This is a genomic window from Micromonospora sp. 067-2, assembly GCF_046549295.1.
Classification (GTDB): Bacteria; Actinomycetota; Actinomycetes; order Mycobacteriales; family Micromonosporaceae; genus Micromonospora.
Map to the genome: position 1 here is coordinate 38,131 of NZ_JAJPWB010000014.1, position 25,191 is coordinate 63,321.

General features: G+C 70.2%; 25 protein-coding genes. 23 read left to right on the plus strand and 2 right to left on the minus strand.

What is annotated here, in order from left to right; genetic code table 11:
* Positions 1-474 precede the first annotated feature (474 nt).
* From ACLJN9_RS28965 to ACLJN9_RS29000, 8 genes are all read left to right on the plus strand, one after another.
* Positions 475-1,284 carry a hypothetical protein gene (locus ACLJN9_RS28965; RefSeq protein WP_410814828.1) on the plus strand — a complete coding sequence of 270 codons (810 nt, stop codon included), beginning with the start codon at positions 475-477 and terminating at the stop codon, positions 1,282-1,284.
* 422 nt (positions 1,285-1,706) lie between these two features.
* Entirely contained in the window at positions 1,707-2,045 is a 339-nt protein-coding gene (locus tag ACLJN9_RS28970) for a pilin (protein ID WP_410814830.1), read from the plus strand.
* Position 2,046: 1 nt separating this feature from the next.
* Entirely contained in the window at positions 2,047-3,294 is a 1,248-nt protein-coding gene (locus ACLJN9_RS28975; protein ID WP_410814831.1) for a hypothetical protein, read from the plus strand.
* Positions 3,294-3,518, plus strand: a complete 225-nt coding sequence (locus ACLJN9_RS28980) for a hypothetical protein (protein WP_410814833.1) — start codon at positions 3,294-3,296, stop codon at positions 3,516-3,518. Before ACLJN9_RS28975 ends, ACLJN9_RS28980 begins: the two co-directional genes overlap by 1 nt.
* Positions 3,505-4,443 carry a PrgI family protein gene (locus ACLJN9_RS28985; RefSeq protein ID WP_410814834.1) on the plus strand — a complete coding sequence of 313 codons (939 nt, stop codon included), beginning with the start codon at positions 3,505-3,507 and terminating at the stop codon, positions 4,441-4,443. Before ACLJN9_RS28980 ends, ACLJN9_RS28985 begins: the two co-directional genes overlap by 14 nt.
* A 1-nt stretch (position 4,444) precedes the next feature.
* Complete coding sequence (locus tag ACLJN9_RS28990; RefSeq protein ID WP_410814835.1) at positions 4,445-6,232, plus strand: VirB4 family type IV secretion system protein; 1,788 nt, start codon at positions 4,445-4,447, stop codon at positions 6,230-6,232.
* Positions 6,233-6,350: 118 nt separating this feature from the next.
* Positions 6,351-8,891, plus strand: coding sequence for a type IV secretion system DNA-binding domain-containing protein (locus ACLJN9_RS28995; RefSeq protein ID WP_410814837.1), 2,541 nt, complete (start codon positions 6,351-6,353; stop codon positions 8,889-8,891).
* Between the two features lie 325 nt (positions 8,892-9,216).
* Positions 9,217-10,194: a replication-relaxation family protein gene (locus ACLJN9_RS29000; protein WP_410814838.1), complete on the plus strand. Its 978-nt coding sequence runs from the start codon at positions 9,217-9,219 to the stop codon at positions 10,192-10,194.
* A 206-nt stretch (positions 10,195-10,400) separates the two neighbouring features.
* On the opposite strand, the gene ACLJN9_RS29005 is transcribed toward ACLJN9_RS29000, so the two are convergent.
* Positions 10,401-12,332 carry an AAA family ATPase gene (locus ACLJN9_RS29005; RefSeq protein ID WP_410814839.1) on the minus strand — a complete coding sequence of 644 codons (1,932 nt, stop codon included), beginning with the start codon at positions 12,330-12,332 and terminating at the stop codon, positions 10,401-10,403.
* A gap of 1,075 nt (positions 12,333-13,407) precedes the next feature.
* On the opposite strand from ACLJN9_RS29005, the gene ACLJN9_RS29010 reads away from it, so the two are divergent.
* Both ACLJN9_RS29010 and ACLJN9_RS29015 read left to right on the plus strand, forming a co-directional pair.
* Positions 13,408-14,070, plus strand: a complete 663-nt coding sequence (locus tag ACLJN9_RS29010) for a hypothetical protein (protein WP_410814840.1) — start codon at positions 13,408-13,410, stop codon at positions 14,068-14,070.
* A gap of 95 nt (positions 14,071-14,165) precedes the next feature.
* Positions 14,166-14,933: a GGDEF domain-containing protein gene (locus ACLJN9_RS29015; protein WP_410814841.1), complete on the plus strand. Its 768-nt coding sequence runs from the start codon at positions 14,166-14,168 to the stop codon at positions 14,931-14,933.
* 200 nt (positions 14,934-15,133) lie between these two features.
* On the opposite strand, the gene ACLJN9_RS29020 is transcribed toward ACLJN9_RS29015, so the two are convergent.
* A complete protein-coding gene (locus tag ACLJN9_RS29020) occupies positions 15,134-15,319 on the minus strand; it encodes a hypothetical protein (RefSeq protein ID WP_410814842.1) in 186 nt (61 codons plus the stop codon).
* Between the two features lie 79 nt (positions 15,320-15,398).
* On the opposite strand from ACLJN9_RS29020, the gene ACLJN9_RS29025 reads away from it, so the two are divergent.
* From ACLJN9_RS29025 to ACLJN9_RS29085, 13 genes are all read left to right on the plus strand, one after another.
* Positions 15,399-15,557, plus strand: a complete 159-nt coding sequence (locus ACLJN9_RS29025; RefSeq protein ID WP_410814843.1) for a hypothetical protein — start codon at positions 15,399-15,401, stop codon at positions 15,555-15,557.
* A gap of 146 nt (positions 15,558-15,703) precedes the next feature.
* Entirely contained in the window at positions 15,704-16,795 is a 1,092-nt protein-coding gene (locus ACLJN9_RS29030) for a hypothetical protein (RefSeq protein ID WP_410814844.1), read from the plus strand.
* A complete protein-coding gene (locus tag ACLJN9_RS29035; protein ID WP_410814845.1) occupies positions 16,783-17,565 on the plus strand; it encodes a hypothetical protein in 783 nt (260 codons plus the stop codon). Before ACLJN9_RS29030 ends, ACLJN9_RS29035 begins: the two co-directional genes overlap by 13 nt.
* A 234-nt stretch (positions 17,566-17,799) precedes the next feature.
* Positions 17,800-18,243 (plus strand): hypothetical protein, encoded by a 444-nt coding sequence (locus tag ACLJN9_RS29040; RefSeq protein ID WP_410814846.1) that lies wholly within the window; start codon positions 17,800-17,802, stop codon positions 18,241-18,243.
* A 14-nt stretch (positions 18,244-18,257) separates the two neighbouring features.
* Complete coding sequence (locus ACLJN9_RS29045) at positions 18,258-19,007, plus strand: hypothetical protein (RefSeq protein ID WP_410814847.1); 750 nt, start codon at positions 18,258-18,260, stop codon at positions 19,005-19,007.
* Between the two features lie 151 nt (positions 19,008-19,158).
* Positions 19,159-19,512 (plus strand): DUF3846 domain-containing protein, encoded by a 354-nt coding sequence (locus ACLJN9_RS29050; RefSeq protein WP_410814849.1) that lies wholly within the window; start codon positions 19,159-19,161, stop codon positions 19,510-19,512.
* Between the two features lie 63 nt (positions 19,513-19,575).
* Entirely contained in the window at positions 19,576-20,592 is a 1,017-nt protein-coding gene (locus tag ACLJN9_RS29055) for a DUF4192 domain-containing protein (RefSeq protein ID WP_410814850.1), read from the plus strand.
* Positions 20,593-20,781: 189 nt separating this feature from the next.
* Positions 20,782-21,420 (plus strand): diguanylate cyclase domain-containing protein, encoded by a 639-nt coding sequence (locus tag ACLJN9_RS29060; RefSeq protein ID WP_410814851.1) that lies wholly within the window; start codon positions 20,782-20,784, stop codon positions 21,418-21,420.
* The gene (locus tag ACLJN9_RS29065) at positions 21,417-21,761 is read left to right on the plus strand and encodes a hypothetical protein (protein WP_410814852.1); all 345 of its coding nucleotides are present in this window, start codon (positions 21,417-21,419) and stop codon (positions 21,759-21,761) included. Before ACLJN9_RS29060 ends, ACLJN9_RS29065 begins: the two co-directional genes overlap by 4 nt.
* A complete protein-coding gene (locus ACLJN9_RS29070) occupies positions 21,758-22,057 on the plus strand; it encodes a hypothetical protein (protein ID WP_410814853.1) in 300 nt (99 codons plus the stop codon). Before ACLJN9_RS29065 ends, ACLJN9_RS29070 begins: the two co-directional genes overlap by 4 nt.
* Positions 22,058-22,433: 376 nt before the next feature.
* On the plus strand, positions 22,434-23,597 hold the full coding sequence (locus tag ACLJN9_RS29075) for a hypothetical protein (RefSeq protein ID WP_410814854.1): 1,164 nt from the start codon (positions 22,434-22,436) through the stop codon (positions 23,595-23,597).
* Entirely contained in the window at positions 23,597-24,529 is a 933-nt protein-coding gene (locus ACLJN9_RS29080) for a DNA-processing protein DprA (RefSeq protein ID WP_410814855.1), read from the plus strand. Before ACLJN9_RS29075 ends, ACLJN9_RS29080 begins: the two co-directional genes overlap by 1 nt.
* Complete coding sequence (locus tag ACLJN9_RS29085) at positions 24,513-25,028, plus strand: hypothetical protein (RefSeq protein ID WP_410814856.1); 516 nt, start codon at positions 24,513-24,515, stop codon at positions 25,026-25,028. Before ACLJN9_RS29080 ends, ACLJN9_RS29085 begins: the two co-directional genes overlap by 17 nt.
* Positions 25,029-25,191: the final 163 nt, after the last annotated feature.

Here is a 25,191-nt window from a genome sequence, read left to right on the forward strand (position 1 = left end):
GGTCATGTGGTCGGCTACCCAACAGGCACCCAACAGCGCAGGGGTTTTGGTGGCCGTAGCTACTCAACAGAGCCTGCGAGTCTGCTCAACAACTGGTCGGGCGCTCGACTACAGAGCCACGGGTGTTGGCCAACAGCTTCGGGTGTCGGCCAAGCAGCGGTATCCGTGCCGGCTGATCGCTAGCCAACAGCACCCTCACTGCAGAGCGCCCGCGGCGGCCGAGGTCCCGTCGTTCATCGACTAGCGGGTTCCTCATGGCCAACGGCGCCCAACAAGGGCCCTGAGCTGGGCTGTTGGGATGCCGATGCCGGGCTCCGTCCTCCCTTGACTGTTGGGTGGATAGGTGCGCTGAGCAGGCCGAACAGCTTCCCAGGCCCGCTCGCCTGATCGCGGACTGTTCGGTAGTCGTGCGCGGATGGAGGCCTCTCACACCGCCGACGAGGTGCGGTGCCCGGGCGCCTCGCAAGGGATCTCATGTCTACTCGATCTTGGCCGTCATCACCGCTGACTGCGGCGAGCCATGCCTTCACCCTGCTCGTTCAGCCCCCTACCCACATCGGATTCGACGGTCGGGGGTTCGACGGCCTGCCGGACGAGATCCTGCCGTTGGAACGGCTCCGCGCGCTGCTGCTGCAGCCGCAGACCAGCCTGGAGGTCCGCGATGCGGTATGGCGTGAGCTGGTAATCCGCGCTCGCCGCGACGGCCCAGCCTGGGTCGTGGCCGCAGTCGGTATCGCCTTGCCCGGCCTACGGCACATCGCCGGTCTCCTCACCGCGGGATGGCGCGGGGACACCCGTGATCTGGACGCCGAGCTGCTGGTCGGGTTCATCGAACGGCTCACCACCATCGACCTGGAGCCACCCCGGGTGGTCGGCCGGCTCATCGACGCTGGCCTGCGCGCCGCCCGCAAGGCCCGTGACGCGGACTCCGACGCCCAGCTCATCCACACCGACGCGACCGGGCCGATCGCGCCGATCCAACCGTGGGATCATCCCGACCTGGTCCTGGCCAGGGCCGTCGCGGCCGGGGTCATCGACGCCGACGAGGCGAACCTGATCGCCGCGACCCGCCTAGAGAACGCCACGCTCGCGCAGGCAGCGACACACCTCGGTATCACTGCCAGCCTGGCCTCGTCATGGCGGTTGAAGGCCGAGCGGCGGCTTCTGGAAGCCATTCGCGCGGGCGACCTCGCGTTCGTGCAACTGCGACGTCGCCGGCGTCCCAGCGGTGACATGACCCACCTCGGGGCCGCCACGACCCACCAGGGGGCCACCGCGACTTAGCAGCGAGTCGCCGCCGCTCAGGAGCGCACGGCCGCCGCTCAACAGCGCGTCGCTCCAGCTACGTCCCGCGACCCAACGACGGGTGCTGCGACCCAACAGCACACGGTCGCCTCCCCACAACGAGTCGCTACGGCGGGTGCGACCCAACAGCAACAGCCTGTTGGGTCGCTGTTGGGCCGCAGCGCCGCGGCGGACGTCGTGTTGGCCACCCAACAGCGGGCCTTCGTGGGCAAGACATCGGACCGAGCAGCGGCCGATGTCGGCGCCCCGGGGATCGGGGCGCGGCCGGCCTGAGTGGCCGTGTTCGCGCCCGATCACCTCACGGCTGGAAGGAGCGACGCTCCCACGGCCCGCCCCGATCCCCGGCAGCGCACCTCAACCCCAACTCGAGCCCCGCATAGGCGGGGCGGGAGGTGCTCACCATGGTCCGCCACACCCTCTACCGCACCATCGCGGTCACAGTCGCGTTCCTCGCGACCGTGACCGGTCCGGCCCCGGCGTACGCGGCCGAGCCGCACATCCCGCCCGCCAACTCACTGCCGGTAGTCATCAGCAACATCACCACCTGGATCGTCGGGATCCTCATGGGCGTCGCCACCCTGTTCCTCACCATCGGCGGTCTGCGCTACCTCGCCGCAGGCGGCGACCCGACCGAGGTGGAGAAGGCCAAGTCCGCCCTCAAGAGCGCGCTGATCGGCTACTCCCTGGCCGTGCTCGCGCCCGTCCTGCTCGCCATCGTGCGGGGCTGGGTCGGAGGCTGACGTGGACGACTGGCTCGCCGGCCAAATCATCAACTCCGTCATCGACTGGATCGCCGAGACCATCCTCGGCGCGCTCAACGTCCTGTGGGACCTGCTGACGGCCACGGTGTTCGTCACCCCCGACGTCACCCAGTTGCCGCAAGTCACCGCGTTCGCCGACACGTCGCTGTCCATCGTGAACACCTGCTACGTGCTGGCGTTCCTGTGGGTGGCGATCCTGGTAATGGGTCGCGACACCATCCAGTCCCGAGTGGGGCCGGGGGACCTCATCCCCCGACTCATCATTGGCCTGATCGCGGCCAACTTCGCCATCCCGATCTGCTCCACCGTGATCCAGGTGGCCAACGCGCTCACCGCGGCCCTGACCGGGCAGGGCATCACCGCGCCCGGCTCGCTGCAGCAGCTGCGAGCTGTTACGGCCGCCGCGCTGACCGGGCAGACGGGCGCCAGCCCGGTCGGGTTTCTGCTCATCCTGATCGGACTGCTCATCGCCATTCTGCTCGGCACGCTCGTCGTGCAGTGGATCATCCGGTTGGGGTTGCTGATCGTCACCGTCGGCATCGCCCCGATCGCCTTGGCGCTGCACGGCACCCCCCAGACCGAGGGCGCGGCGAAGCTATGGTGGCGGATCCTGCTCGGCTGTCTGGGGACGGTCACCCTGCAGGCCGTCGCCCTGCACACCACGCTGAGGATCTTCCTGGCCCCGGACGCGAACCTGCCGGTCCTCGGCCTGCCTGGTGATCCCGGCGCGGTGATGAATCTGCTCATCGTCGTTTGCATGCTCTGGGGCGTGGTCAAGATTCCCGCGCTGATGCGCCGGTACGTCACGCAGAGTCGGCCGAGCCCGATGGGCACGATCCTGCGGGTCGTGCTCGTGCAGCAACTGACCCGCGGACTGTCCCGCGCGGTCGGTTCCGGAAGCGGGGCCGCGCGCGCCGTCGGCGGCAGAGGCGGTGGCGCGGGCGCGGCAGGCGCGGGTGCGGCCGCCCGGCCGTGGCCGGTGAGCTCCGGCGGGGGAGGCGGTGGCCGACCTCGCCCCGCTGTGTCGTCCCCGTCACCCCGCCTCGGCGGGTCCGCACCCCGACCGCTGCTGCGGCCATCGGGCGCCAGTCCCGACCGCACCGGAATCGCCTACCCGACGGGCCGCTCCGTGCGCCCTTACAGCCGAAACGACATCGCCAGCGGCGTCGACCTCTACACCCGCGCCATGAAGGCCCGCGCCGCCTCGTCCACTCGAAAGGCACCCTGATGACCGCCACCCACCGCGCCTCGCGCTCGCACGCAAAAACCACCAGCCCGTCCACCACTGCCCGGGACACGTCCACCATCGTCGCCATCGCCTGGCCCACTGGTCGGCCGATCTACCGCTACACCACTGCGGAGATCGCCGACGGAGTGGACCTCTACACCCGGGCGATGAATGCCCGTGCCGCTGGCACCACGCATCGGGGAGACCACGATGCGCCCGAGTGACGACGCCGCCCCGCACGCCCGAATTCCTGCCGACGTCGACACCCCGGACAAAATCGTCTATGGGCTGACCGCGCGGCAGTTGGCCATCCTGGCCGTGGCCGCGGTGCTCGGCTACGGCCTCGTCCGGTCGGTGGGGACGCTGCTACCACAGCCGGTCCTGATCGCGGTCCTCACCCCGCTGGCCGGTGCGGCGATCGTCCTCGCGATGGGCCGCCGCGACGGCCTGTCCATGGACGCCTGGCTGCTGTCGGCGGTCCGGCACGCGCGCGCTCCGAAGCGGCTGGCCCCGGCGGCGGCCGGCCAACCGGCCGCAGCACCGGCCTGGGCGCCGGCCGCCGAGACACCCATCGCGATGGTGCCGGTGCTGCGGCTGCCGGCGACGGCGATCAGCGCCACCGGTGTCGTCGATGCCGGCTCGCACGCGGTGGCGCTGGTCGCCTGCACCACCGTGAACATCGGACTGCGTACCGGCGACGAGCAGGCCGCCCTGATCGGCAGCTACGGACGGTGGCTCAACTCGCTGTCCGGGCCGGTGCAGATCGTGATCTCCGCGCAGCGGGTCGATCTGTCCAGCCACGCCCACCGCATCGCCGAGGGCGCTGAGACGATCGCCAATCCGGCGCTGGCCGGCGCGGCTCGGGACTACGCCGGCTTCCTCGACGACCTCGCGGCACGGCGGGACCCGCTGTGGCGCACCGTCACCGTCGCGGTCACAGCAGGCGGCGACAAGGGCCGCGACACCGAGGTCCTGCGCCGCGCCGAGCACGCCGCGTCGGCGCTGTCCGCGCTCGGCGCGCAGACCGCCGTCCTGGACGGCGGCCGGGCCGCCGCGGTGCTGACCTGCGCCACCGACCCCTACACCCCGGCCGACGTCACCTGGGCCCGCGCCCTACCAGACGCGGCCATAACCGGAGCAGGAGACTGACATGACCCCACGGAAATTGCGAAAGCCCACCACCGCTGCCGCGAGCCCGGCCGACTCGGCCGGGCTCGCGGCCGTTCTGGGCCCCGCCGCCATCGAGAACACCCCCCGCTACCTGAGCGTCGGTGACGGGTACACGGCCACGCTGATCGTGACCGGCTACCCCGCCGAGGTCGGACCGGCCTGGTTGGACCCGCTCCTGGCGTGGCCGGGCCGCCTCGACGTCGTCGTCTACATCGACCCGCTCACACCGCAGACCGCCGCTGCCCGACTCCGCAAGCAGCGCGCCCGGCTGGAATCCAACCAGCGCACCGACGCCGAGAAGGGCCGCCTGGCCGACCCGATCGCCGAGGCCGCCGCCGACGACGCCGCGGAGCTGGCCGACCGGCTCGCCCGCGGCCACAGCAAACTCTTCCGCGTCGGCCTGTACCTGTGCGTACATGCCACCGGCCTCGACGACCTCGACGAGGCGGTCGCGCACGTGCGGGCCACCGCCGCGTCCGTCCTGCTCGACACCCAACCGGCGACCTGGCGGCAACTGCAGGGCTGGACCACCACCCTGCCCCTGGCCACCGACGCGCTCGGCATACGCCGGGTCATGGACACCGACGCGATCGCCTCGGCGTTCCCCCTCGCCTCCGCGGACCTTCCAGCGCCGCTGCCCGGTGAGCCCGGCGCCACCGGCGGCATGCTCTACGGCCTCAACCCCGACAGCAACGGCATCGTCTGGTGGGACCGATGGTCGCAACACAACGCCAACAGCATCGTCCTCGCCAGATCCGGGGCCGGCAAGAGCTACTTCGTCAAACTCGAGGTGCTCCGCTCGCTGGCCGACGGTGTACACGTGGCGGTCATCGACCCCGACAACGAGTACATCCGCCTCGCCGACGCCGTCGACGGCGTCACGATCACCCTCGGCGCTGGCGGGGTCCGGCTCAACCCTCTCGACATTCCGCCCGGGGACCGCCGCCCGCAGGCGCGCACCTACCGGGCGCTGTTCCTGCACACCCTGATCGCGGTGCTGCTGGGCCAGCAGCCACCGCCGTCGGAGCGGGCCGCCCTCGATAAGGCGATCAACGACGCCTACGACGCCGCGGGGATCTCCAACGACCCTGACACGTGGCGCCGGCAAGCCCCGCTGCTGCGCGACGTCGCCGCCGCCCTCACCGACCAGCAGACCGACGCCGCCCATACCCTCGCCGCCCGACTGACACCGTGGACCACCGGATCATTTCGGGACCTGTTCGACGGTCCCACCACCACCGTGCCGAGCGGACAGCTGGTGTGCTGGTCGACCAGGCAGCTCGCCGATGAACTGCGCGCCCCTGGCATGCTGCTCGCCCTCGACGCGATCTGGCGCGACGTCGACACCCCGGCCATCCGGTCGGCGCACACGCCCCGGCGGCTCGTCGTCGTCGACGAAGCCTGGACCCTGTTACAAGACGGCGAGGGCGCCAAGTTCCTGTCCCGGCTCGCGAAGTCCGCCCGTAAACGCCGGGCCGGGTTGGCGGTCATCACCCAGGACGTCGGGGACCTGCTCGGCTCCGACCTCGGGCAGGTCGTCATCGCCAACGCCGCGACCCAGGTGCTGCTACGGCAGGCACCGCAGGCGATCGACATCGTCGCCGACGTGTTCGGCCTGACCGCCGGCGAAGCCCGGGTACTGCTCGGCGCCCGCCGCGGCGAGGGCCTGTTGATCTCAGGCACCCACCGAGTGGGTTTCCAAGCTGTGGCCTCAAAGCAGGAGCACCGGCTGTGCATCGGAGACCTGGAGTTGCCCGACGACGAGTGACCGTATCGGACGGGCCTGAACCTGGCCGCGACTCGACTATGCCATCCGAGAGGCCGTGGGCCGAAAGCAACGGCGGCCCGCGACCCCCCCTTTTTTGCTCACTGAAAGGGCCCGACCAGTGAACACTGGCTCCGTCTTCGCGTTCGTTCCCACGCCCACGCCCGCTCCTACCTCACCGCCGGCCCCGCCGCTGCCCGGTCCGTCGCAGTGGCTGCTTGACACCGCCGCCACGGCGGTCGACTGGTGCCAGGACCGGCCCTGGCTCGCGCTGGTCGCCGTGCTGCTCATCGCTTCCGGCTACGCCGGGCGCGCAGTAGTGGCCGGCCGCCGGCACGCCCGGATGGCCCGGCACGCACAGCTGATCACCATCAGCCCGCCGCCGGAGGTCGATCCGGACGGCGCCGCCACGCTCTGGGCCACCCTCGCCGAGATCCTGCACACCGGCTGGCGACGCCGGCTGCGCGACGGCCGCCCGCACATCGCCGTCGAGTACCGGTGGAGCGGCCGGGAACTGACCATCGCGCTCTGGGTGCCACGCACCATCCAACACGGTCCGATCCAGGCCGCGATCCGCGGCGCCTGGCCCGGCGCGGCGTGCACCGTCACCGACGCCGACCCGCCGCTGCCCCTGGAAGCCCTCGACATCGGCGGCGCACTCGCCCCCACCTTGGCACCCTGGTACCCCCTGCAGACCGACCACGACAACGACCCGCTGCGTACCTTGATCGCCGCCGCGTCCGGCCTGCACGCCGCCGAGTCGGCCTGCGTGCAGGTCCTCGCCCGGCCCGCCACCGTTCGGCAGATCCGCCGCCTGCGCCGCGGCGTGCAAGGCCTACGCACCGGGCGGCCACCACGCGACCTGCTTGACCCCGCCACCTGGCTGCGGGTCGTGCTCGACCTCAGCCTGGAGCTGTTCACCACGAGCCGGCACACCTCGGCATCGTCACGGCACACGCCCATACCGGGCAGCGACCCGCAACGCGAGCGTGACGGCCGCGCCGGCATCGACAAGCTCACCGGCACCCAGTGGGAGGTCGCGCTGCGCTTCGGCGTCGCTCACACCAACCCTCGCGGCAGCGACCCTCACGACCTCACCGCCCGACTCACCACGCTCGCCCACGGCATCGCCTCGGCGTTCGGAGCCTGGACCGGCCGCAACCGGCTACGCCGACTGTCCACCACCCATCCGGCCCGCGTCCTGGCCGCCCGGATGTTGCGCCGCGGCTTTCTGCTCAGCGCCGCCGAGGTGGCCACGATCGCCGCACTGCCGCAGGACATCGCCGTGCCCGGTCTGGACCGGGCCCGCGCCAAGCCAATGCCCGCACCCGTCGCCGTCGCCGCCGGCGGACGCGGCACGAAGGTCCTCGGCCGCGCCGACGTCGGCGGCCACTCCGTCGCCGTGAACGTCGCCGACGCCCGCCAGCACCTGCACGTGCTGGGCTCCACCGGCTCCGGCAAGAGCACCCTGCTGCTCAACATGATCCTCGACGACATCCACGCCCGCCGCGGCGTCGTCGTCATTGACCCCAAGGGCGACCTCGTCCTCGACCTGCTCGACCGGATCCCCCACAGCCACGCGAAGCGGCTCACGATCATCGACCCGAACCAAGCTGCCGGCACCACCCTCAACCCGCTGCAGGGCGACGACCACGACCTGGTCGTGGACAACATCGTGTCGATCTTCGGACGGATCTTCGCCAAGCACTGGGGACCACGGATCGACGACACCTTGCGCGTGGCCTGTCTGACGCTGATGCGTAAGTCCAACGCCACGCTGACGCTGATCCCGCCGCTGCTCAACGACAAGAAGTTCCGGTACATGTTCACCCAGGACCTCGACGACCCGGAAGGTCTGCGCGGCTACTGGGAATGGTTCGAGTCGACCCCGCCGCCGCTACGGGCCCAGGTCATCGGCCCCGTGCTATCCCGCCTACGCGCGTTCCTGCTCCGCGACTTCGTCCGCCGCACCCTCGGCGCACCGCAGTCGAGCTTCGACATGCGCCGCGTCCTCGACGGCGGCATCCTGCTGGCCCGCCTACCCAAGGGGCAGATCGGTGAGGAGACAGCCCGGCTGATGGGCAGCTTCGTCCTCGCCTCCGCCTGGCAGACCGCGACCGGCCGGGCCCGGCTTCCCGAAGCCGACCGCCGCGACTCCTTCGCCTACATCGACGAAGCCCACAACTTCCTCAACCTGCCGGGTTCGGTCGGTGACATGCTCGCCGAGGCGCGCGGCTATCACTTCGGCCTCGTGCTGGCCCACCAGAACCTGGCGCAGATGCCGCGGGACACGCAACTGGCCATCTCCGCGAACGCCCGCAACAAGGTGTTTTTCTCCTGCGCTCCCGAGGACGCCCACCAACTGGCCCGCCACACAATGCCCGAACTCGACGAGCACGACCTGTCCCACCTCGACGCCTACCGGGCGGCGTGCCGGCTGGTCGTCAACAGCCGCGAGACCTCGGCGTTCACTCTGCACACCAACCCGCCGCGGGCACTGGTCGGCGAAGCGACGGCGGTCCGACAGGCCGCCGCGCCGGCCTCAGCCGGGCAGTCCGGAAACCGGACGGCGATCGCCCGGCTCGCCGGCGTCGCCAACCTGCCGGACGACGTGAACTCTGATCCGGGCAACCCAGCAATCACCCCGCAGAATACCGCGTGACCCAACGAGTACGCCACGCAACGACTTCGCCAGCCTAGGTTCGCGGTCTTCGCCGCCGGGGGGCGAGACCATCGAGTATCCAGAGGGCTGGACGCAATGTCCCTCAGCGACCACGGGGGGAGCCGCTGAGGGACAAATCGAGCGTACGCCTGCCACTGACCGGTCGCCAGATCGAGGATTCTCTTCGCCGAGCACCCCGGTTGTTGCCTCGCCGGGTCGGCCAAGACCCGGTCGTCGCACCAGCCACCGACGCGGCCGGCACCCGGCGCCGTACTGCCGGGGCCAGGCCGCCCCTGCCCACCCAACAGCCCAGCTAGGAGCCGTCATGTCCGCTCACATCGAATCCCGACACTTCCCCGAGGGGGAACTCTCCGCAGGGGACACCTCCCCGCTCGTACTCCGCGCCATCAACCCTCGCCCTACTGCCGCTCACACCCTCATCGACGTCTCACACCGTCTCCGACCTCGCGACTACACCATCGCCTTCCTCCTCGCCGAGCACTTCACCCTCACCACCGAACACCTCACCTCCCTCCTGTTCTCCAACCCCACCACCTGCCGCCATCGCCTACACCTCCTGCGCCGCCTCGGCTTCATCGACCGGTTTATCCGCAGCCGGCCTGGCGCACCCAACCCGGTGTGCTGGCTGCCCGGCCTGCTCTCCTCCCGGTACGTCGCCCTCGCCCACGACGACAGCCCACCGACCGCCAGAGCCCTGAGAGATCGCCAAGACCGCATCTACTCCAGCCCCACCCTGGAACACCTGCTCGAGGTGAACGACTTCTTCGTCGCCCTGCTCGTACACGCCCGCCACCAGCCGGGCGCCGCGCTGACCCGCTGGTGGTCCGAACGCAGCACCGCCGCGGCCTTGGGCCACCGCATCAAACCCGACGGCCACGGCGTCTGGACCGACGGCGACCAGGAAACCGGCTTCTTCCTCGAACTCGACCGCGGTACCGAGCCCATCGACCGCCTCGTCGACAAACTGGCCTCCCACCGCAGGCTGCGCGCCGAGGGCGGCCCGCACTATCCCATCCTGTTCGTCCTGCCTAGCCGACTGCGCGAGCAGAACCTGCATCGCAAGCTCGCCGACCGTCCCGAGCCCACCCTGATCGTCGCCACCACCTCACCGGAATCCGGATCCGATCCGTCCGGGCCGGTGTGGCGGCTAGCCGGTGACGGGCGCCACCGGCTCGCCCTGACCGACCTGCCCAGCAGCCACGGCCAACCGGGTCCCCTCACCCCCGGGCCGCCCCGACCGGGCGACCACCCACTCCGGCTCATCGTCGACGCCGCTGGCTGACCAAGCGGGTGCTCGTCGACATGAGGACGACCCAAGGTTGCCGGGAATGTGCGCGTCGACGCTCTCCTCGGGCCGCCGGGCCTCTCCGAGCCGACAGTCTTTTTCGCACCAGCTCGGACTGATTACTGAGAGTCAGGGATGCTGTGCAGTCGATATCGAGCGCCGAGCGCTGCGTACGCCCGGCGCGGCCGGTTTCGCGGCCTCGTCTACCTTCGCTTGTTCTCGCGGACCAGGCTGTTCAGCCGTCGAAAAAGCTTCTCGACTCGGTCGAGTGTGGCGGCGTCCAAGCTGGGCAACGATGCTTGTTCACGCAGGTACGTGCGAGCAGGCTTGTAGTGGTTGAAGGTCCCGTTGGCGATCTTGTGCTTGCGGAAGTAAGCCTCGATCTGGCGGACGATGCGCGGGTCACGGGCGTTCAGATCCGCTGCGGTGATCGGAGCGGGTAGTTCGTTGGTGTAGGCGCGGTTGACGAGCTCGAGGTAGAAGTCGCGCTGAAAGAGGTCCTCGATGTCGGCGTCGGAAGTGCCGGTGAACTCCTTGATCTCGATCAGACCGTTCTTGGCGAGTTGATCGTTGTCGCGTAGCCGTTGGACGGCTTGGGTGTCCTTGGTGCTGGAGTCGACCAAGACCGCAACGTTGATCTTGTTTGCGCCGAGCAGTGTGGCGAACGTGGACAACTTGCCGGAGCCGCCTATCGGGGTGACCACCCAGCGGCTATCGAGGCTGGCCCGGCCGTCGCTCTCCGTGGCGTCGTTAAAGATGTCCAGGTAGATGTGGTCGCTGGGACCCTCGACGAGCAGGGTGTCGTCGGCGACGAACAGGGTCTGTGTCATCTCGATGCCCATGGCGGCGAGCAGCGGGAAGGCGGTGTCGGAGTCGGCCTTGAAGATCTCTGCGGAGACCTTGGTGCCGCCTTCGATGTAATCGATGACGGTCCGGACCCGTTCGAAATGCTTCGCCGAGACCATGAACGGCGAGTGCGTGGTGTAGATGACCTGGTGCTTCGGCGCGAGGCGTTCGTCGATGAGCGTGAGCAGATCGTCCTGGGCGCGGCCGTGCAGGGACAGGCCCGGCTCGTCCAGCAGCAGGACGAGGTCTCCCTGCGTGCTCTCCTCCAGCTTTGTGAAGTAGGCAAGGAAGCTGAAGAACCATACGAAGCCGCGAGAACGGTCATCGAATGGAACCGTGACGCCGTGCCGACGGTTGCGGACGCGGACCTGCAGGATCGGTCCGGCATTGAGCGGCGGTTCAGCCCCCTCCTCCGGCTGCAGAACCTTCAGGTCGACCTCGAGATCGGTGTTCTGCGACCAGTACTCGAAGACCTCCTCCGTGATGGCGTTGCTGGTGTTCTCAAGCTCCCGGATCAGCCGCTCGTGGTTGTCCGCAGTGCGGAACTCCTCCAAGGTGACGCCGGCCATGTCGAGCAGGCTGATCAAGGCCCTTTCGCCTCGGTCGAGGGTACCGATTCCCCTCTTCTGGATGAGATTTGGGATCGAGACCTTGCCCGGCATGGTGTCGTAGTCGCCGTAGTAGACGAAGTGCGGCATGAGCGGCAGCGCATACTCGTCGATCAAGTAGCAGGTGACACTCTGCTGCCGCCAGCCACGGATGCGTTCCGCCGCGGCGGACGCACCGGCGGTTGGCTCCTCGAGTGCCTCGATCGCGGTGAGCAGCTGGGGGAGCGTCCGGGCCGCCGCGACGGGCTTGAGCGCGGACATGGGGAGTTCGAAGCTGGAGCGCAGGTGGCTGACGATTGCCATCTCGTTGATGCTGTGCTTGACATGGTGATGTCCCCCGTAGCCGGTGGTGAGGACGAGCTCGGGGCTGGCGAGAGCATCTCGGCCGAGGTCATCCTCGATCTGCTTGACCTCGTCGTCGTCGTAGCGAAACGTCGCCTCTACGACTGGAATCTTTGAGTCGCCCAGCTCTCGACGCTTGCGTCCCATGTTTGCCGGGAAGTCGACGACCTTGTCGAACGCCTTGCCTTCAATCGGCTTCAGCCGAAACAGGGCCTGCAGGACGTTGGTCTTGCCAGACTCGTTCTTGCCGACCAGACAGGTGACATCCTGCTCGATCCGGAACTCCTCGGAGTCCGCGACCGAGCGATAGTACGTCACCCGCGCGCTGATGAGCTTCAATTGCCCTCCATCGTCTCGGAAGGACCCGTAGGCTCGGGAGCTGGGCAGGCAAAGATCACACCTGGGCGAAGAATCAGACGCCAAGGCGCGAGTTCGGGGTATCGTCCTGACACCACATCAAGGAGTTGACCCCGGATGCCGTCGCCCGCGCGCGAGGCGCCCGGGGTCCTTCGGTTTGATCACAGGACATCGTAACTGAAAGTGCTGACGAGGTTCGCCGCCGTACTTGCGTCTCCTGAACGCGCGTCCGAAGAGGCAGGTCGGCTGAACGCTGATTTCTAACCCGACCCTCCGGCGGCGGATATTACTTAAGAATTCGTGGCGTTCGGTCACTATTGATCATGATTTCGGCTGCGGTTGTCGTGTCTACTGCCCAGCGCGCGACAGTCCGCCCTCCGAGTTTCGGCGACGATCGGGTCCAGCCAGGTTGACGAATCAGGGGCGTTCCGAGGTCCCCCGGTGTGGTCGTTGCTCGGGTGCCGAGCGCAGGCACCGGTCCTGCCTTCGTCGGCACACGAGCGAAAATCGTCGCTCATGAGGCGAGCTCTACGCATCCGAATCGCTGCCGCAACGCCCCCTACTCGGCACGTCCGTGTCACCACCGTCAACCTGCTGCGTAGGCCAGAGACGCACAGCGGGTTTCCAGACGACCACGTGACGGCGGTTGGTGGTTGGCCAACGGTGCCTTGCGCTAATCCCACAGCGTCTTGTTCGCCGGCACCGGCACACCCGCGGCGTACCCAACAGCACAGGTCGGCAGGGGCCGTCGGCGGATACGCGCCGCCCGGTTGGGGTGTTGGGTGATCGGGCTACGGTGAGGGCTCAATTTATTGAACCCCTTCGTGCACCACCACCCGGGTCCCGCCGCCCACGACTGCGATCGCAACCGCCCACCCGCCATCTGGCCGGTCGGCCTGCGACGCTCGTAGGCGTCTCGCCCACCCCTGTGCAAGGCGCCCGCCGCGGTTTTTCTCCGCGTGCCGCTGACCGCGGCGCGGTCTTTCCCTGGCTCTTCCCTTTTGGGTTAGCCGCTTCCCGCATGCCCGTATCTCGCTGCGCCTTCCGAGGAGGAAACGTGCTTGACACGTCCCTGACCATCGTGTGCCTGCCCCAGGGCACCCCCGCCGACCAACTGGCCACTGCGGCCGCAACCCGCCTCGCGGCCACGCCGCTGACCACCCTCGGCAGCGCCGTGCACTTCATCACCAGCACCCGCTTGCACCGCGGCAGCCTTCTGCAGCCTTGGAAGAACACCGCCGCTGGCGGACCGGTCCGACTTCTGGACCTCGACGCGATGCGCACTGCCGCCCAGCGGGCCTATTGGTATCGCTGGCACGTCTGGAACCAGGTCGTCGCCGGCACCCGGCCCGCCCAGCCCTATTGGAGCTTCCTCGACCGGCACCGTGTCGACCCGGGTAAGTACCCGGTCGCCAAGGCCCAGCAGCACTACCTCGCCCAGCCCCGCATCGCGACCATGCTCACCTACAACGCCCTGCCGACCCGGCTCACGGATCTGCCCACCAGCCACCTGGAGGCTTTTCAGACCGGCTCGCACAGCTTCGCCCACTACGGCTGGCTCTGCGCCGTTCCGGGCACCAACTTCGTCTGCGTCGACGGCAATCATCTGGTAGCCACCAGCGACCAGTACGTCACCCAGATGGCCTATCTCGCTGCGGCCAATCACCGCCTCAGCCTGCTGCACCATCGCGATGTTCTCGTCGCGCTCTGCACCCGCTGACCCACAGCACACCCCATTCGCCCAGGTGAACCTGTCGAACCCGTTCGCCTGCCGGCATGTGCGCCACTCACTCCGCTTGGGAAGGAGAACCGTTCATGCGCCTCGCCCCCTGGGTGACAGCTCTGCGCTGGATCTCGGTCGCCACCACGATCTTGGCTCTGTCCGTCCTGCTCTGTCTGCTGCTCACCGGCCACACCGCGTTGGCGGGCGTCATCGCCACCGTCGGCATCGTTGTCCAGTCGATCTTGTTAGCCCTGTACAACGAGCGCATCGTGCGCGCCAAGGACCGCATCGCCGACTTGGAGGCGGACCTCGCGGTCGCGTACCTGGATCCGGTCACTGGACTCGCGGTGCGCCGAGTTGCCGAACAGCACCTCGTCGACGCCGTGGGCACCGAGCTGACCGTCGCGCTGATCGACGTCGACGGTATGCACGCCATCAACACCACCTGCACCCATGACGGCGGCGACCTGTACCTCGCCGACCTCGCCGAACGACTCGTGCACGCCGGCCACGCCGGGGACCTCATCGCCCGCCTCGGCGGCCACGAATTCGTCCTCGTCACAGCGCGCGACCCGCAGGCATTGGCCCGGTCGCTCACCGCCGCCCTGGCGCCGCCCGTCACGATCGACGGCGTCACTCGGCCGATGCGCGTCAGCATCGGCATCTGCCGCACGCCCGGCGGAGACCCGCACCTTGCCCTCGGCCGGGCCGACCGGGCCATGTACGCCGCGAAGCGCCGCGGCGGCGGAATCGCGTACTACGACCCCGTCCGCGACGGCGAGCCGCTCTCACCCGGCGTGCGCCCGGCGGACCGGCGCCGCGACCGCCGCGCCAACTGGCGCCGCACCGGCAGTTCCTGACCCGGCCAGATCGGGGCCGCCGCGGGCTGCTGTACCCGTAGGGCGACGGTCCGGCCGTCACCACCGTCACCTTCCGCGCCTGGGCCTGGCCAGGAAAACGATCATGGGTGCACTCGTGAGCAGGATTGTCCGCGGAATCGACTGCGGTGCCCGCACCATCGACGGAGTCCAGGTCCAGATCACTGAACTGGTGTGGCCGATCACGGCCGCAGCTTCGAGGTCCACCGCACCGACGCCGGCGACGACCTCACCGAGGACGGCTGCTTCGCCACCTGGCCCACCGAGCCCAGATCGCGGTGCTGCTGCACGCCAGACAGGGCCTGTGGTCGTGTCTCGGATGCCGCGTCCGCATCGATGCCAGCCAGGCCGACCTGATCGTTGACCACGTTCGCGACTGCGACTTGGTTGACGGAGCCGGGCAGCCGCTACTGGGTCGCCGATAAGTGGCCTGCTCACCCTAACGGTGTGGTCGTCGCCTTCGGGGTCGTCGACGGCAACCGCCTGACGGGGCTCGACGAACGCATTATCGCCGCCGGGGTTCAGCGTCGCTGCGCCTGCGGAGCCACCGCACCGGCTGACGAACGTTGGCCGGTCACCACGGTCGTTGCGTGGGCCGTCGCCTGACCTCACACATAACCCCGTGCCTGTTGCGGGCACGGCCGTATCGCCCGCACCTGGGCCCTTCCCTTCATCGCCGATTCGGCTGACAGGAGGTGCGGGCCAGGGTCGGTTCGCGCCTCCTGCCGCCGTGCATCAAGGAGGTGCATCACATGCCATCCGCGACTTACGCGGCAGGGCGCAGCAACGACGTTCTCGACACCGGCGGCATCGTTGCCGCGCCGGTGATCGCCCGCTGCCGCGGCTGCGGCAGCGAAACCGTCGACGGGTCACCGTGTGACGACTGCGTCACCTGCCGCCGCTGCGACGCCGTGGTTGCCGAGGACGAGACAACCGACACCGTCCGCGGATCCGTCATCTGTGACCGATGTCTGGACGAGTGCTATTGGCAGTGCGACCGATGCGACGGCTGGAACCGCGACGGCGCCGACTGCGGAAACGGCTGCTGCAGCGACGACTGCAACTGCTCGTCCTGTCGGGACGACAGCGATGACGACGATGACCGTGGCGGGCTGGTCTGGGACTACGACTACAAGCCGTCCCCGATCTTCCACGGCGTCGGGCCGCTGTACCTCGGTCCCGAGATCGAGATCGACACGCCGCCGGACCGGGACTGGGAGTGCGCCGAGGTCGCCGCCGCGCATCTCGGCGATCTGGGTTACCTGAAGAACGACACCTCCATCGGCGGCGGTTTCGAGATCGTGGCCCACCCGATGTCGTATTTGTGGGCGCTGGAGCATTTTCCGTGGCGGATGCTCGACGACCTTCGCGAGCGGGGTTGCGAGGCCACCGGGCGGACCGGCATGCACGTGCACGTCTCTCGGGCTGCGTTTGCCTCGCCGAGTCACGTCTACCGGTGGATGAAGTTCATCTACCGCAACGAACGGCAGGTCACTGTGCTGGCGCGCCGGTCGTCCCCGCAGTGGGCGGCGTTCACCAGCGACGACCGCCGCGCGGTGAAGGACTACGCCAAAGGCGCGCGCAGTCACCGGTACCGGGCGATCAACACCGGTAACACCGACACGTTCGAGCTGCGGATCTTCGCCAGTTCCCTCGACCCGCGGCAGGTCAAGGCCGCGCTCGGGTTCGCCGCCGCGTCGGTGGAGTACACCGCGCAGCTGACTGTCCGGCAGATCACCCGCGACGGCGGCTGGAGCTGGCCGGCGTTCGTGCGGTGGATCGCCGAGCGGCCCGCGTACGCGCCGCTGACCGGGCAGTTGGAGGTCCTGACATGTGCCTGCTGACTTTCTTGCCCGCCACGGTCATGCCGGACCTGACCGCCCTGCTGCATGGCGCCGACGCCAACGCCAACGGCCATGGCTTCGCTGTCGTCGCTGGCACCGCAATCCTCGTCCGGCGCGGCATGGACGGGCCGGCGATGATCGACGCCTTCGCGGCGGCGCGCCGTGAGCACCCGCACGGGCCCGCCCTGTTCCATTCCCGGCTCACCACCCACGGCGCCACCAGCCTGGACAACTGTCATCCGTTCCCGGTCGGGGGAGATCGGCGCACCGTGCTGGCGCACAACGGGGTGCTGCCACGTCACGTCCAACCGGGCCGGGGCGACACCCGCTCGGACACCCGGATCGCGGTGGAGGACTTCCTGCCCCGGTTCGGGTCGCTGCATCTGCGCCGTAACCGTCTGCGGTGCGAGCGGTGGATGACCGTGGACAACAAGATGGTCGTGCTGAGCGTCGATCGCCGTTTCAAGCAGCGCGCCTACCTGCTTAACGAGGAGTCGGGCATCTGGGACGGCGGCATCTGGTACTCCAACGACAGCTATCTGCCGTTCGAACCCGCCTGGCTCGGCGGCGACGACGGCTGGTCGCGCTCGTGTAGGGCGATCGACGCGTGCGACCGGTGCGTGGCTTGCGGCGCGGTCGCGGACCTGGACGAGCCGGCCTGCCGGTATTGCGGCTGCTGTCTCGACTGCGGCGACCTGCCGCAGGACTGCTTCTGCTACACCCCGGCCGCCCTCGACGAGCGATTCGCCGTCCGGGGGCAGGCCAGCTGACCCGGCTTCGGCAGCCATCGTCGGCGCGGCACTCACCGATGCCGCGGAGCTGCCTTCCGCCGAGTGGGCCGCCGCCTTCTGGTGCCGCGTCACGCGCGGCCCGGCGCCACCGGCGCGACGCCCCCTGTCCGATTCACCGGCCGCTGTCCGGCCTGACCGCGTGTTACCCCACGCCCCGGGCACGGCGACGCCGCTGTACCCGGGGTTCCTCATCCCTCGATACAGGAGCCTGGCATGACCGATCTGTTCACCTCTTCCTTCCTCCCCACCGCAATGCTGCATGTGGGGCAGGCCGTGCACGTCAACGCGCGCGCCGCCTGGCTACCGGCCACCGTCACCTCCCTCACGCTCGCGCGTGTCGGCGTCGACTACCGCATCTCCCCGCCGCCCGGGAGCCGGCGCGCCGAGCTAGTCGCGCCCTGGGCGGTGCGGCCCGCCGACGGCGTGTGCCTGCGCCCCGTGCGTGAGCTGCGCGCCGGCGACGACGTGCTCGCCTTCGACGGGACCACCCGCACCGTCGCCGCCGTATGGCCCAGGCGTGACCGCTGGTGGGTCATCTCCCACGCCGACGGCGCCCACGCCGTCGTATCGCCGACAGCGGTCCTGCGCCTGACCGACCCGACCCCGACGGTCAGCGTCCACGGCATCCCGCTGTCCGTACCTGGCACCACGTCGTGAAGGAGGAACGCCCGATGGGTAACCGCGCGGTGGTCACCATCACCGACCAGCACGGGGACAGCCGCTCGTTCTGGGCCGGCTGGGGCAGCCCCGAGTACCAGATCCCGCACTTGGCCGACTTCGTCGCCTGGGCCGACCGGCACCAGCGACCGCTGACCGTGGACAACTGGCTCGCCCACGCCGACACCTTCCCCGGCACGCTGCCGCGGTTGGAGGTCACCGGCACCGCTCCCGCCGACGACACTTACATCGGTGACCTCGACTACCGCTACCAGCTGGTGCTGCACGAGGACTCGCACGCGGTATGGCTGCGCGTGCACCAGCTGCGCGGGCCGACGGGCCAGCCGCAGCCGCGGCTGGTGGCCGAGCTGACCCACGCCACCCTTTACGGGGAGGCGGCTCGGTTGTGCGAGCTGATGGCCGACCGCGCCCAGCGGTGGGCCGACCGGCACGGCGGCACCGCGCCGCCGGGCAACCACCCGGACGGTTGGCGGCGCCGAGCCGCACGATTCCACGAGATCCACCAGTCGACGCCGGTGGTCGCGATCGCCGCGAACCTCGACGCCCGCCTCGTCGCGGCGAGCTTCGACGCGCCGCACCCGGCGATCCACGTCGCGGGGGTATGGGTCTTCGCCTACGTCGACGGCGGTGGCGTGCTGCAGCTGTCGGCGCACCTGGACGACGCGGCCGGGTGGCTGCGCCGGCCCGACAGCACCGTACCGATGCGGGTCACCGTGCAAGGCGAGTCCGTGTTCGAAGCGTAACCACCACCGCTGCACCTGCGCCGCGTGGAGCCTCGCCGCGTGCGGGCTCAACGGGGGCGCACCTTTCCTGGCCGATGCCCGGCCATCACGTGTTGCCGGGCATGGCCAGACGGTTATGCCCGGCGACTCCACCTTCGAGGGGAGTCCCCGCATGGTCCATACCGCTTTCACGTTCATCGTGGTCGCCGAGGATGGCACCGGCCATCAACACCACACCCGGCAGCGCGCCGGCTCCGTCGACGACCTGCTGCGTCGCGCGGTCGGCGGGTGGCTCGAGCCGATTCGGGTCGGCGCTGCGAACCTGGCTGCCTGGTGCGACGAGGACGGCCCTGCGCAAGGCCGCCGTCCCAATTCCGTCGCGGGTCTGCTCGTCGCCCGTCTCGGCGGCGCGCGGCTGCCGCTGGTCGGACCGATCGCCGTCACCGGCCGTGGGGACGGCACCGTCCGCAGCCTCACCGCCGACCAGGTCGACGCGGTGCTGGCCGCTCTCGCCCACTGCCGCTGATTGCCCGAGCCGGCGGCCTCGGGTCGCCGCCCATTCCCATTGCCTCTGAAGGAGGACCCACCCGTGGTCGCACCCCGCACGCTTCGGCTCACCAGCCGCCACGACATCGTCGTCGCGGTGCCCTACCTCCTCGGCTTCCACCCGGCCAACAGCCTGGTCTGCATCGCTCTGGACGACAAGCTGATCCGGTTCGTTGCCCGCCTTGAGCTGCCGCAGTCGTCCGCGCTCGACGACTTCGCCGAACCGGCTGCGCAGACCGCCGTCCTGATGTCGCGGTACGCATCGGCGGTGATCCTCGTCGGCTACGGCCCGGCCGATCACGTCTCACAAGCCACTGCCGTGCTCACCACCGCGCTGCACGCCATCGACATCGACGTGCGCGAGGTGCTGCGCGTTGACGGCGACCGCTACTGGTGCCTGTGCGGTGCCCCGGACTGCGCCGACGCCGTGGCGTACCACCCGTCCGCCAGCATCGTCCCGGCGGAGGCGGTCTACCTCGGTATCGCACCGCTGCCGGATCGGCCCGCGCTGCGGCAGCTGATCACCCCGGTGACCGGGCCTGATCGCGTGCGAATGCGCGCCGTGACCGAGACTGCGCTGCGCCGGCTCGTCGGCATGCTGGCCGATGGGCGAGCCGGCACCGCCTCTGGCGGGCATCAGCAGTCGTCCCCACCCGAGAAGGTCGTGCACCACGGTGTCACGGCGGTGCGGCGGGCCTACGCGTGCGCCGTCCGCGGCGACGTCCTGTCCGACGACGACGTGGCGTGGCTGACTGCCGTGCTGATGGTCCCCGAGGTCCGCGACCACGCCTGGACGACTGGCGATGGCAGCGACGAGCAGCGACGGCTGTGGATTGACGTGACCCGGCGCGCGGTCCCGGAACTGAGCGCCGCCCCGGCCTGCCTGCTCGCCGTCACCGCCTACCTCGGCGGCGACGGCGCGCTGGCCAACATCGCCGTCGAGAGGGCCCTGAACGCCGACCCGGACTACCGGCTGGCGCACCTGCTCGGCCACGCCCTGCAGGCCGGCGTGCCGCCGCACGTCTGGCGGGCCGCCGCCACCGGCACCACCACCGACTAGCACCCCCGTCCGGTGCCTGCGCAGGGCGCCGCCGGCATCCCCAGCGACCCCGCGCACGGGGTTCGCGCACCGCTTGAGGTGAGGGCAGCCGGTGGCACCCGGCTGCCCTCCACACCTCCCCAACCCCTGGGATTGGAGGTGTGGGCACCAGTGTCCACCCCCACGCAGATCACCGCAGTCCTCGCGGCGATGGCGATCACCGCCGCCATCACCTACTACCTGGCGCGGCGCCGCACCGCCGGCCGCTACCGCGCGGCGGCAACCGCCGCCGCGCACGCCGCCCTCCGCGACGACCTGACCGGCCTGGGCAACCGCACCGGCTTCCATGCGGCGCTGGCCGCCGCCGTCGCGCGGAGCCGCCCCGTCGCCGTGATCCTGATCAACTTCGACGGTACGCTGACGTTCGTCGGGCGCCTCGGCAACCGCGCGCTCGACCAACTGCTCGCCCTCGCCGCCGGTCGCCTGCAGCACGTCGCGTCCGCCGCCGGCGGATCGGTATTCCGGATGCGCCGCGACGAGTTCGCCGTCGTCCTCGACAACCCCGCCGACGCCGCCGGCCACGCCACACGTCTGGTCGCTGCGATCGCCGAGCCGACCGACATTCATATCACCCGGCACCCGATCACCGTCACGGTCACCGCCTGCGCCGGGGTCGCCTCTTTCGCAACCCACGCGGACGCCGACCAGCGGCTGGCACTCATTCGCGCCGACCGCGCGATGCGCGCGGCGAAGAGGACTGGCCGCGGACACACCGCCGTATTCGACCCGGTCACGATGCGGGCCCACGACGGCCCACCTGCCTCACGCGCCGACAGCCTGGAGGCGTGATGAAGACCCGCAGGTTGATCATCTGCCGGGTGGGGAAGCGGCCCACGACCGGGCCGTCCGGTGGGGATGTGTACGGGCTGATCGACTGGGACGACGCGCCGATCCTCATCGTCGGCCGCAGTGCCGACGCGGTCACACGCGAAGCCATCCGGATCTTCGCGACCACCCTCGCCGAGGCAGGTGGCCTGGCCGAGGACGACACGGACTTCGTCCGAAGGCATCCGCTGCCGGACCCCGACGGCCCGATCGCTGTCATCGACGGCTGGCTTACCCTGCTGCGCCGGGCGACGGCCATCCCGTGGTTCGCCATCCTCGACGACGAGGTGGTGATCGCCCGATGACCGAACCTCACCTCGCCGCTCTTACCGGGCCGACGCTACCGCCTTTTACCGATCAGCCTGTCCCGCTGGCCGACCTGCCCGTCGGTGCGCAGCGGGTCAGGGTGTGGGCGGACCGGCCGGCGCGCGGGCTGACCAGGATCATGCTGGTCGACGCGGCCGGCCGCGGCTGCGGCGACGCCATCCTGCGGGGCGACACCCTCACGGTCACCCTGCCCGCCGAGTGGAGCGCCGCCGACCGGGTCGCCGCCACGGGCGTGATCGCTCACCTGGTCTATCAGGACACGGCAGGCTCGTGAAACACCAGCCACCCGCCCGCGCGCCACCCTCCGGCGGCGTCACCGACGGCCACGAGCAGGTGCCGGCGGTCGCCGCCCTCGTCTTCTACGGACACGGCAGGTCGGCGACGTCTACGACGCGACCGCCGTGAGGCGTACTACCGGCGGCACGCCGAGCGACTCACGGCGGCACAAAGCGCCGCAGGGTCCGGACATCGTCCAGGTGGGCTCGGACCGCCACACCGAAATTACCCACTGATCTCGATACCTCGTTGCATCGGTTCGCTCGCCCTAGCGATGGGGCGGCGGCCTCACCTCATGCCTACGGGCAGGTTGGGGCCGCAGGTGGGTCCCAACCTGCCCGCCGCCACGAGGCGGGGACAGGAGGGCCACACTGATGGCCACGCACAATCCCATGGCCACGAAGGCCAGGGCCATGAACACCTCCGGCGCCAGCAAGCGCCGGGCCACCAACAGTAGGAAGGCTGAGCAGTCCGGCCGCGGTGACGGCGACCGGGCGGAGTTGCTGGCGAAGATCAAAGCCGACTTCGACGCCCGGCTGGCCCGGATGGCGGCCGATCCGGCGCAGTGGATCGAGTTCATCGACCACGTCGCTACGTTCGGCGCCCGCTACAGCCTCGGCAACCAGATCCTGCTTCTGGTCCAGGCAGAAGAGCGCGGCATCACGCCACGCTACTTCCTGCCATACGGAAAAAAGGACGGTTCGACCGGCTGGAAGGCACACCAGCGGTACGTGCGCGTCGACGAGACCGCGTTCAAGATCTGGGCACCGATCAAGCGACGGCCGACCGAGAAACAGGCCGCCGAGTCCGAGGCCGCCGGACACACGGTCAAGCGGGAACCGTCCGGGCGCCCGGCTGTCCAGGTGGTCGGCTTCGGCCTAGCCAACACCTTCGAGATGTCGCAGACCGAGGGTAAGCCGTTCGATCCGCCGACCGTGCTGGTCCGCAGACGAATCCACCACCGCGAGCACCACCCGCGGCTGCTCGTCGGCGACGACCCGACCGGTGTCTTCGACGACCTGGTCACGCTCGTGACCGACGAGGGCTACGGCTATGAGCTTGTCGCACCGCACACCGGATACCTGGGCGGCGCGAACGGTGTCACGGTCCGCGGCCCAGGAGTCCAGATCGTGCAGGTCCGCGACGACGTCGACCCGGCGCAGCGGACCAAAACCATCCTGCACGAGTTCGCGCACATCCGCTGCGGGCACCTCGACACCGCCGCTGGTGGCGCCACCGCACACCAGGGCCGGAACGAGACCGAGGCCGAGAGCGTCGCGCACATCGTGTTGCGGGCGCTGGGCATGGACACCGCGCCCTACTCCGACGCCTACGTGTTCGGCTGGGCGGGCGGTGACATGGACCTGGTCAAGGAGTGCGCCGAAGCGGTGCTGCGGGTGGCCAAGCAGATCCTGGCCGACCTCACTCCAGCCGACCGCATCGACGGGACCGACCCGACACAGGCCAGACCCGACGAACCGCATCCGGGCGCGGTCGAGCGGGCTGGCTCCTCGCCGGTCGGGCGGGAGGCCGCGTGATGGACACCTACGCCGATGAACGGTTCGCGCGGGCCACGCTCGGCTGGCTGTGTGAGCCCGGTGATGCCCAGCTGCGGCAGCTGCTGGCGCAGCACACCCCGATCGACGCGGTCGACATGCTGTCCCGACGAGGCGTGCCGCTCGTTCGCCGGTCGGAGATCCGGCACCTGCCGGCGTCCCGGTTGTGGGGCGAGGCGGCCACCGCCGTGGAGGAAGCCCAGCGAGGCGGCAGTCGAGTGGTGATCCCCGCCGATCCCGACTGGCCCACAGGGCTAGGGGGCCCGGGCGGCGGACAGCCAGTGTGCCTGTGGGCGCGCGGGCCGGCAACGATCCCCCAGCGGGCGGCCTCGGTCACCATCGTCGGGTCGCGGGCCAGCAGCAGCTACGGCAACCACGTGGCCGCCGACATTGCCGTCGGGCTCGCCGGCAACGGCTGGACGGTGGTGTCCTCCGGCGGGTTCGGCATCGACGGCGCCGTGCTTCGGGCCGCGGTGGCTTTCGACGGCAACGCGGTCGCGGTCCTGCCCGGCGGCCTCGACCAACTTCACCCTCACCAGCAGGGAGCGCTGTTCGACCGCCTCGCCGGCGACGGCCTGCTCCTGAGCGTCCAACCGCCGGGGGCCTACCCGAACCTGCACCGGACGGCGGCCCAGCAGAGGCTGTTGGCGGCGCTGAGCGCGGGCACGGTCGTGGTGGAGGCGTCGCGGCGCAGCCGGGCGCTGCAGGTTGTCCGGCAGGCCCTGGACCTGGGCCGCGTCGGCATGGTCGTGCCCGGTCCGGTCACGTCCGCGCTCTCGGTCGGCTGCCACCACCTGCTCCGCACCGACGCCCGGGTCCGACCGGTCGCCGGTGCCGGCCACATCGAGGCCGACCTCGCCCGGCCAACCGGGGCCGCGCCGCGAGGAGGTGACGCCGGTGACGGCGACACCTGACATACCGGCGCAGCTGCTCGACCGGCCCCGCGCCGGCGGTCTCGTCGTCCCGTGGTTCACCCCAGCCACGGCAAGTGGGGCGTACCTGTTCGGCAAGATCGGCGACCTGTCCCAGTACCGGTGCCTGACCCGCAGCCTATGCCAGGTCTGCGGTCGACGCCTCGGCGAGCGGGCCGTGCTGTTCGCCCGGGAATCGGATCTCGTCCACGGGTGCACGGCGGAGCCGGCGCTCTGCCCGCCGTGCGCGGCGTACAGATGCCGGGCCTGCCCGATGCTCGTGGGCCGGCGCCAGCACTACCGGGCCGGCGAGCGCCCGGCCCTGGCGGGCATCCCACTCGCCGCCGATCAGCTGCTCCGCCAGGCCGCGCCCGCGGAGCCCTGGTACGTGGTCTGGATCGGCGACTACGACGTCATCGATCATCCGTCACAGCCGGGCACGCTCGCCGCGTCGTGGCAGCGGATTCCGCCGCTGCGCATCCGGGCCCTCGCCACCGCCTGACAGCCATCACCTCCCGGCGGCGCCTACCGGCAGTACGGGCGTTGGGTCGGTACCCGGCTGCCTGACCGAACCTGCCGGCGCCCGCCACGTCGCCGATCGCCACGCCGCCGCACCAGGGCGTCGACCCGCCACGGGCGCCACCTCCCGGTGCCGCGCGCAGGCC

Bases quoted from the DNA above. Each gene is read 5' to 3' on its own strand.
- ACLJN9_RS29075 (WP_410814854.1), top strand. From the start codon at position 22,434: ATGGCCACGCACAATCCCATGGCCACGAAGGCCAGGGCCATGAACACC.
- ACLJN9_RS29060 (WP_410814851.1), top strand. From the start codon at position 20,782: ATGGCGATCACCGCCGCCATCACCTACTACCTGGCGCGGCGCCGCACC.
- ACLJN9_RS29040 (WP_410814846.1), top strand. From the start codon at position 17,800: ATGACCGATCTGTTCACCTCTTCCTTCCTCCCCACCGCAATGCTGCAT.
- ACLJN9_RS29015 (WP_410814841.1), top strand. From the start codon at position 14,166: ATGCGCCTCGCCCCCTGGGTGACAGCTCTGCGCTGGATCTCGGTCGCC.
- ACLJN9_RS29080 (WP_410814855.1), top strand. From the start codon at position 23,597: ATGGACACCTACGCCGATGAACGGTTCGCGCGGGCCACGCTCGGCTGG.
- ACLJN9_RS28980 (WP_410814833.1), top strand. From the start codon at position 3,294: ATGACCGCCACCCACCGCGCCTCGCGCTCGCACGCAAAAACCACCAGC.
- ACLJN9_RS28970 (WP_410814830.1), top strand. From the start codon at position 1,707: ATGGTCCGCCACACCCTCTACCGCACCATCGCGGTCACAGTCGCGTTC.
- ACLJN9_RS29000 (WP_410814838.1), top strand. From the start codon at position 9,217: ATGTCCGCTCACATCGAATCCCGACACTTCCCCGAGGGGGAACTCTCC.
- ACLJN9_RS28965 (WP_410814828.1), top strand. From the start codon at position 475: ATGTCTACTCGATCTTGGCCGTCATCACCGCTGACTGCGGCGAGCCAT.
- ACLJN9_RS29045 (WP_410814847.1), top strand. From the start codon at position 18,258: ATGGGTAACCGCGCGGTGGTCACCATCACCGACCAGCACGGGGACAGC.
- ACLJN9_RS28985 (WP_410814834.1), top strand. From the start codon at position 3,505: ATGCGCCCGAGTGACGACGCCGCCCCGCACGCCCGAATTCCTGCCGAC.
- ACLJN9_RS29030 (WP_410814844.1), top strand. From the start codon at position 15,704: ATGCCATCCGCGACTTACGCGGCAGGGCGCAGCAACGACGTTCTCGAC.
- ACLJN9_RS29050 (WP_410814849.1), top strand. From the start codon at position 19,159: ATGGTCCATACCGCTTTCACGTTCATCGTGGTCGCCGAGGATGGCACC.
- ACLJN9_RS29035 (WP_410814845.1), top strand. From the start codon at position 16,783: ATGTGCCTGCTGACTTTCTTGCCCGCCACGGTCATGCCGGACCTGACC.
- ACLJN9_RS28990 (WP_410814835.1), top strand. From the start codon at position 4,445: ATGACCCCACGGAAATTGCGAAAGCCCACCACCGCTGCCGCGAGCCCG.
- ACLJN9_RS29070 (WP_410814853.1), top strand. From the start codon at position 21,758: ATGACCGAACCTCACCTCGCCGCTCTTACCGGGCCGACGCTACCGCCT.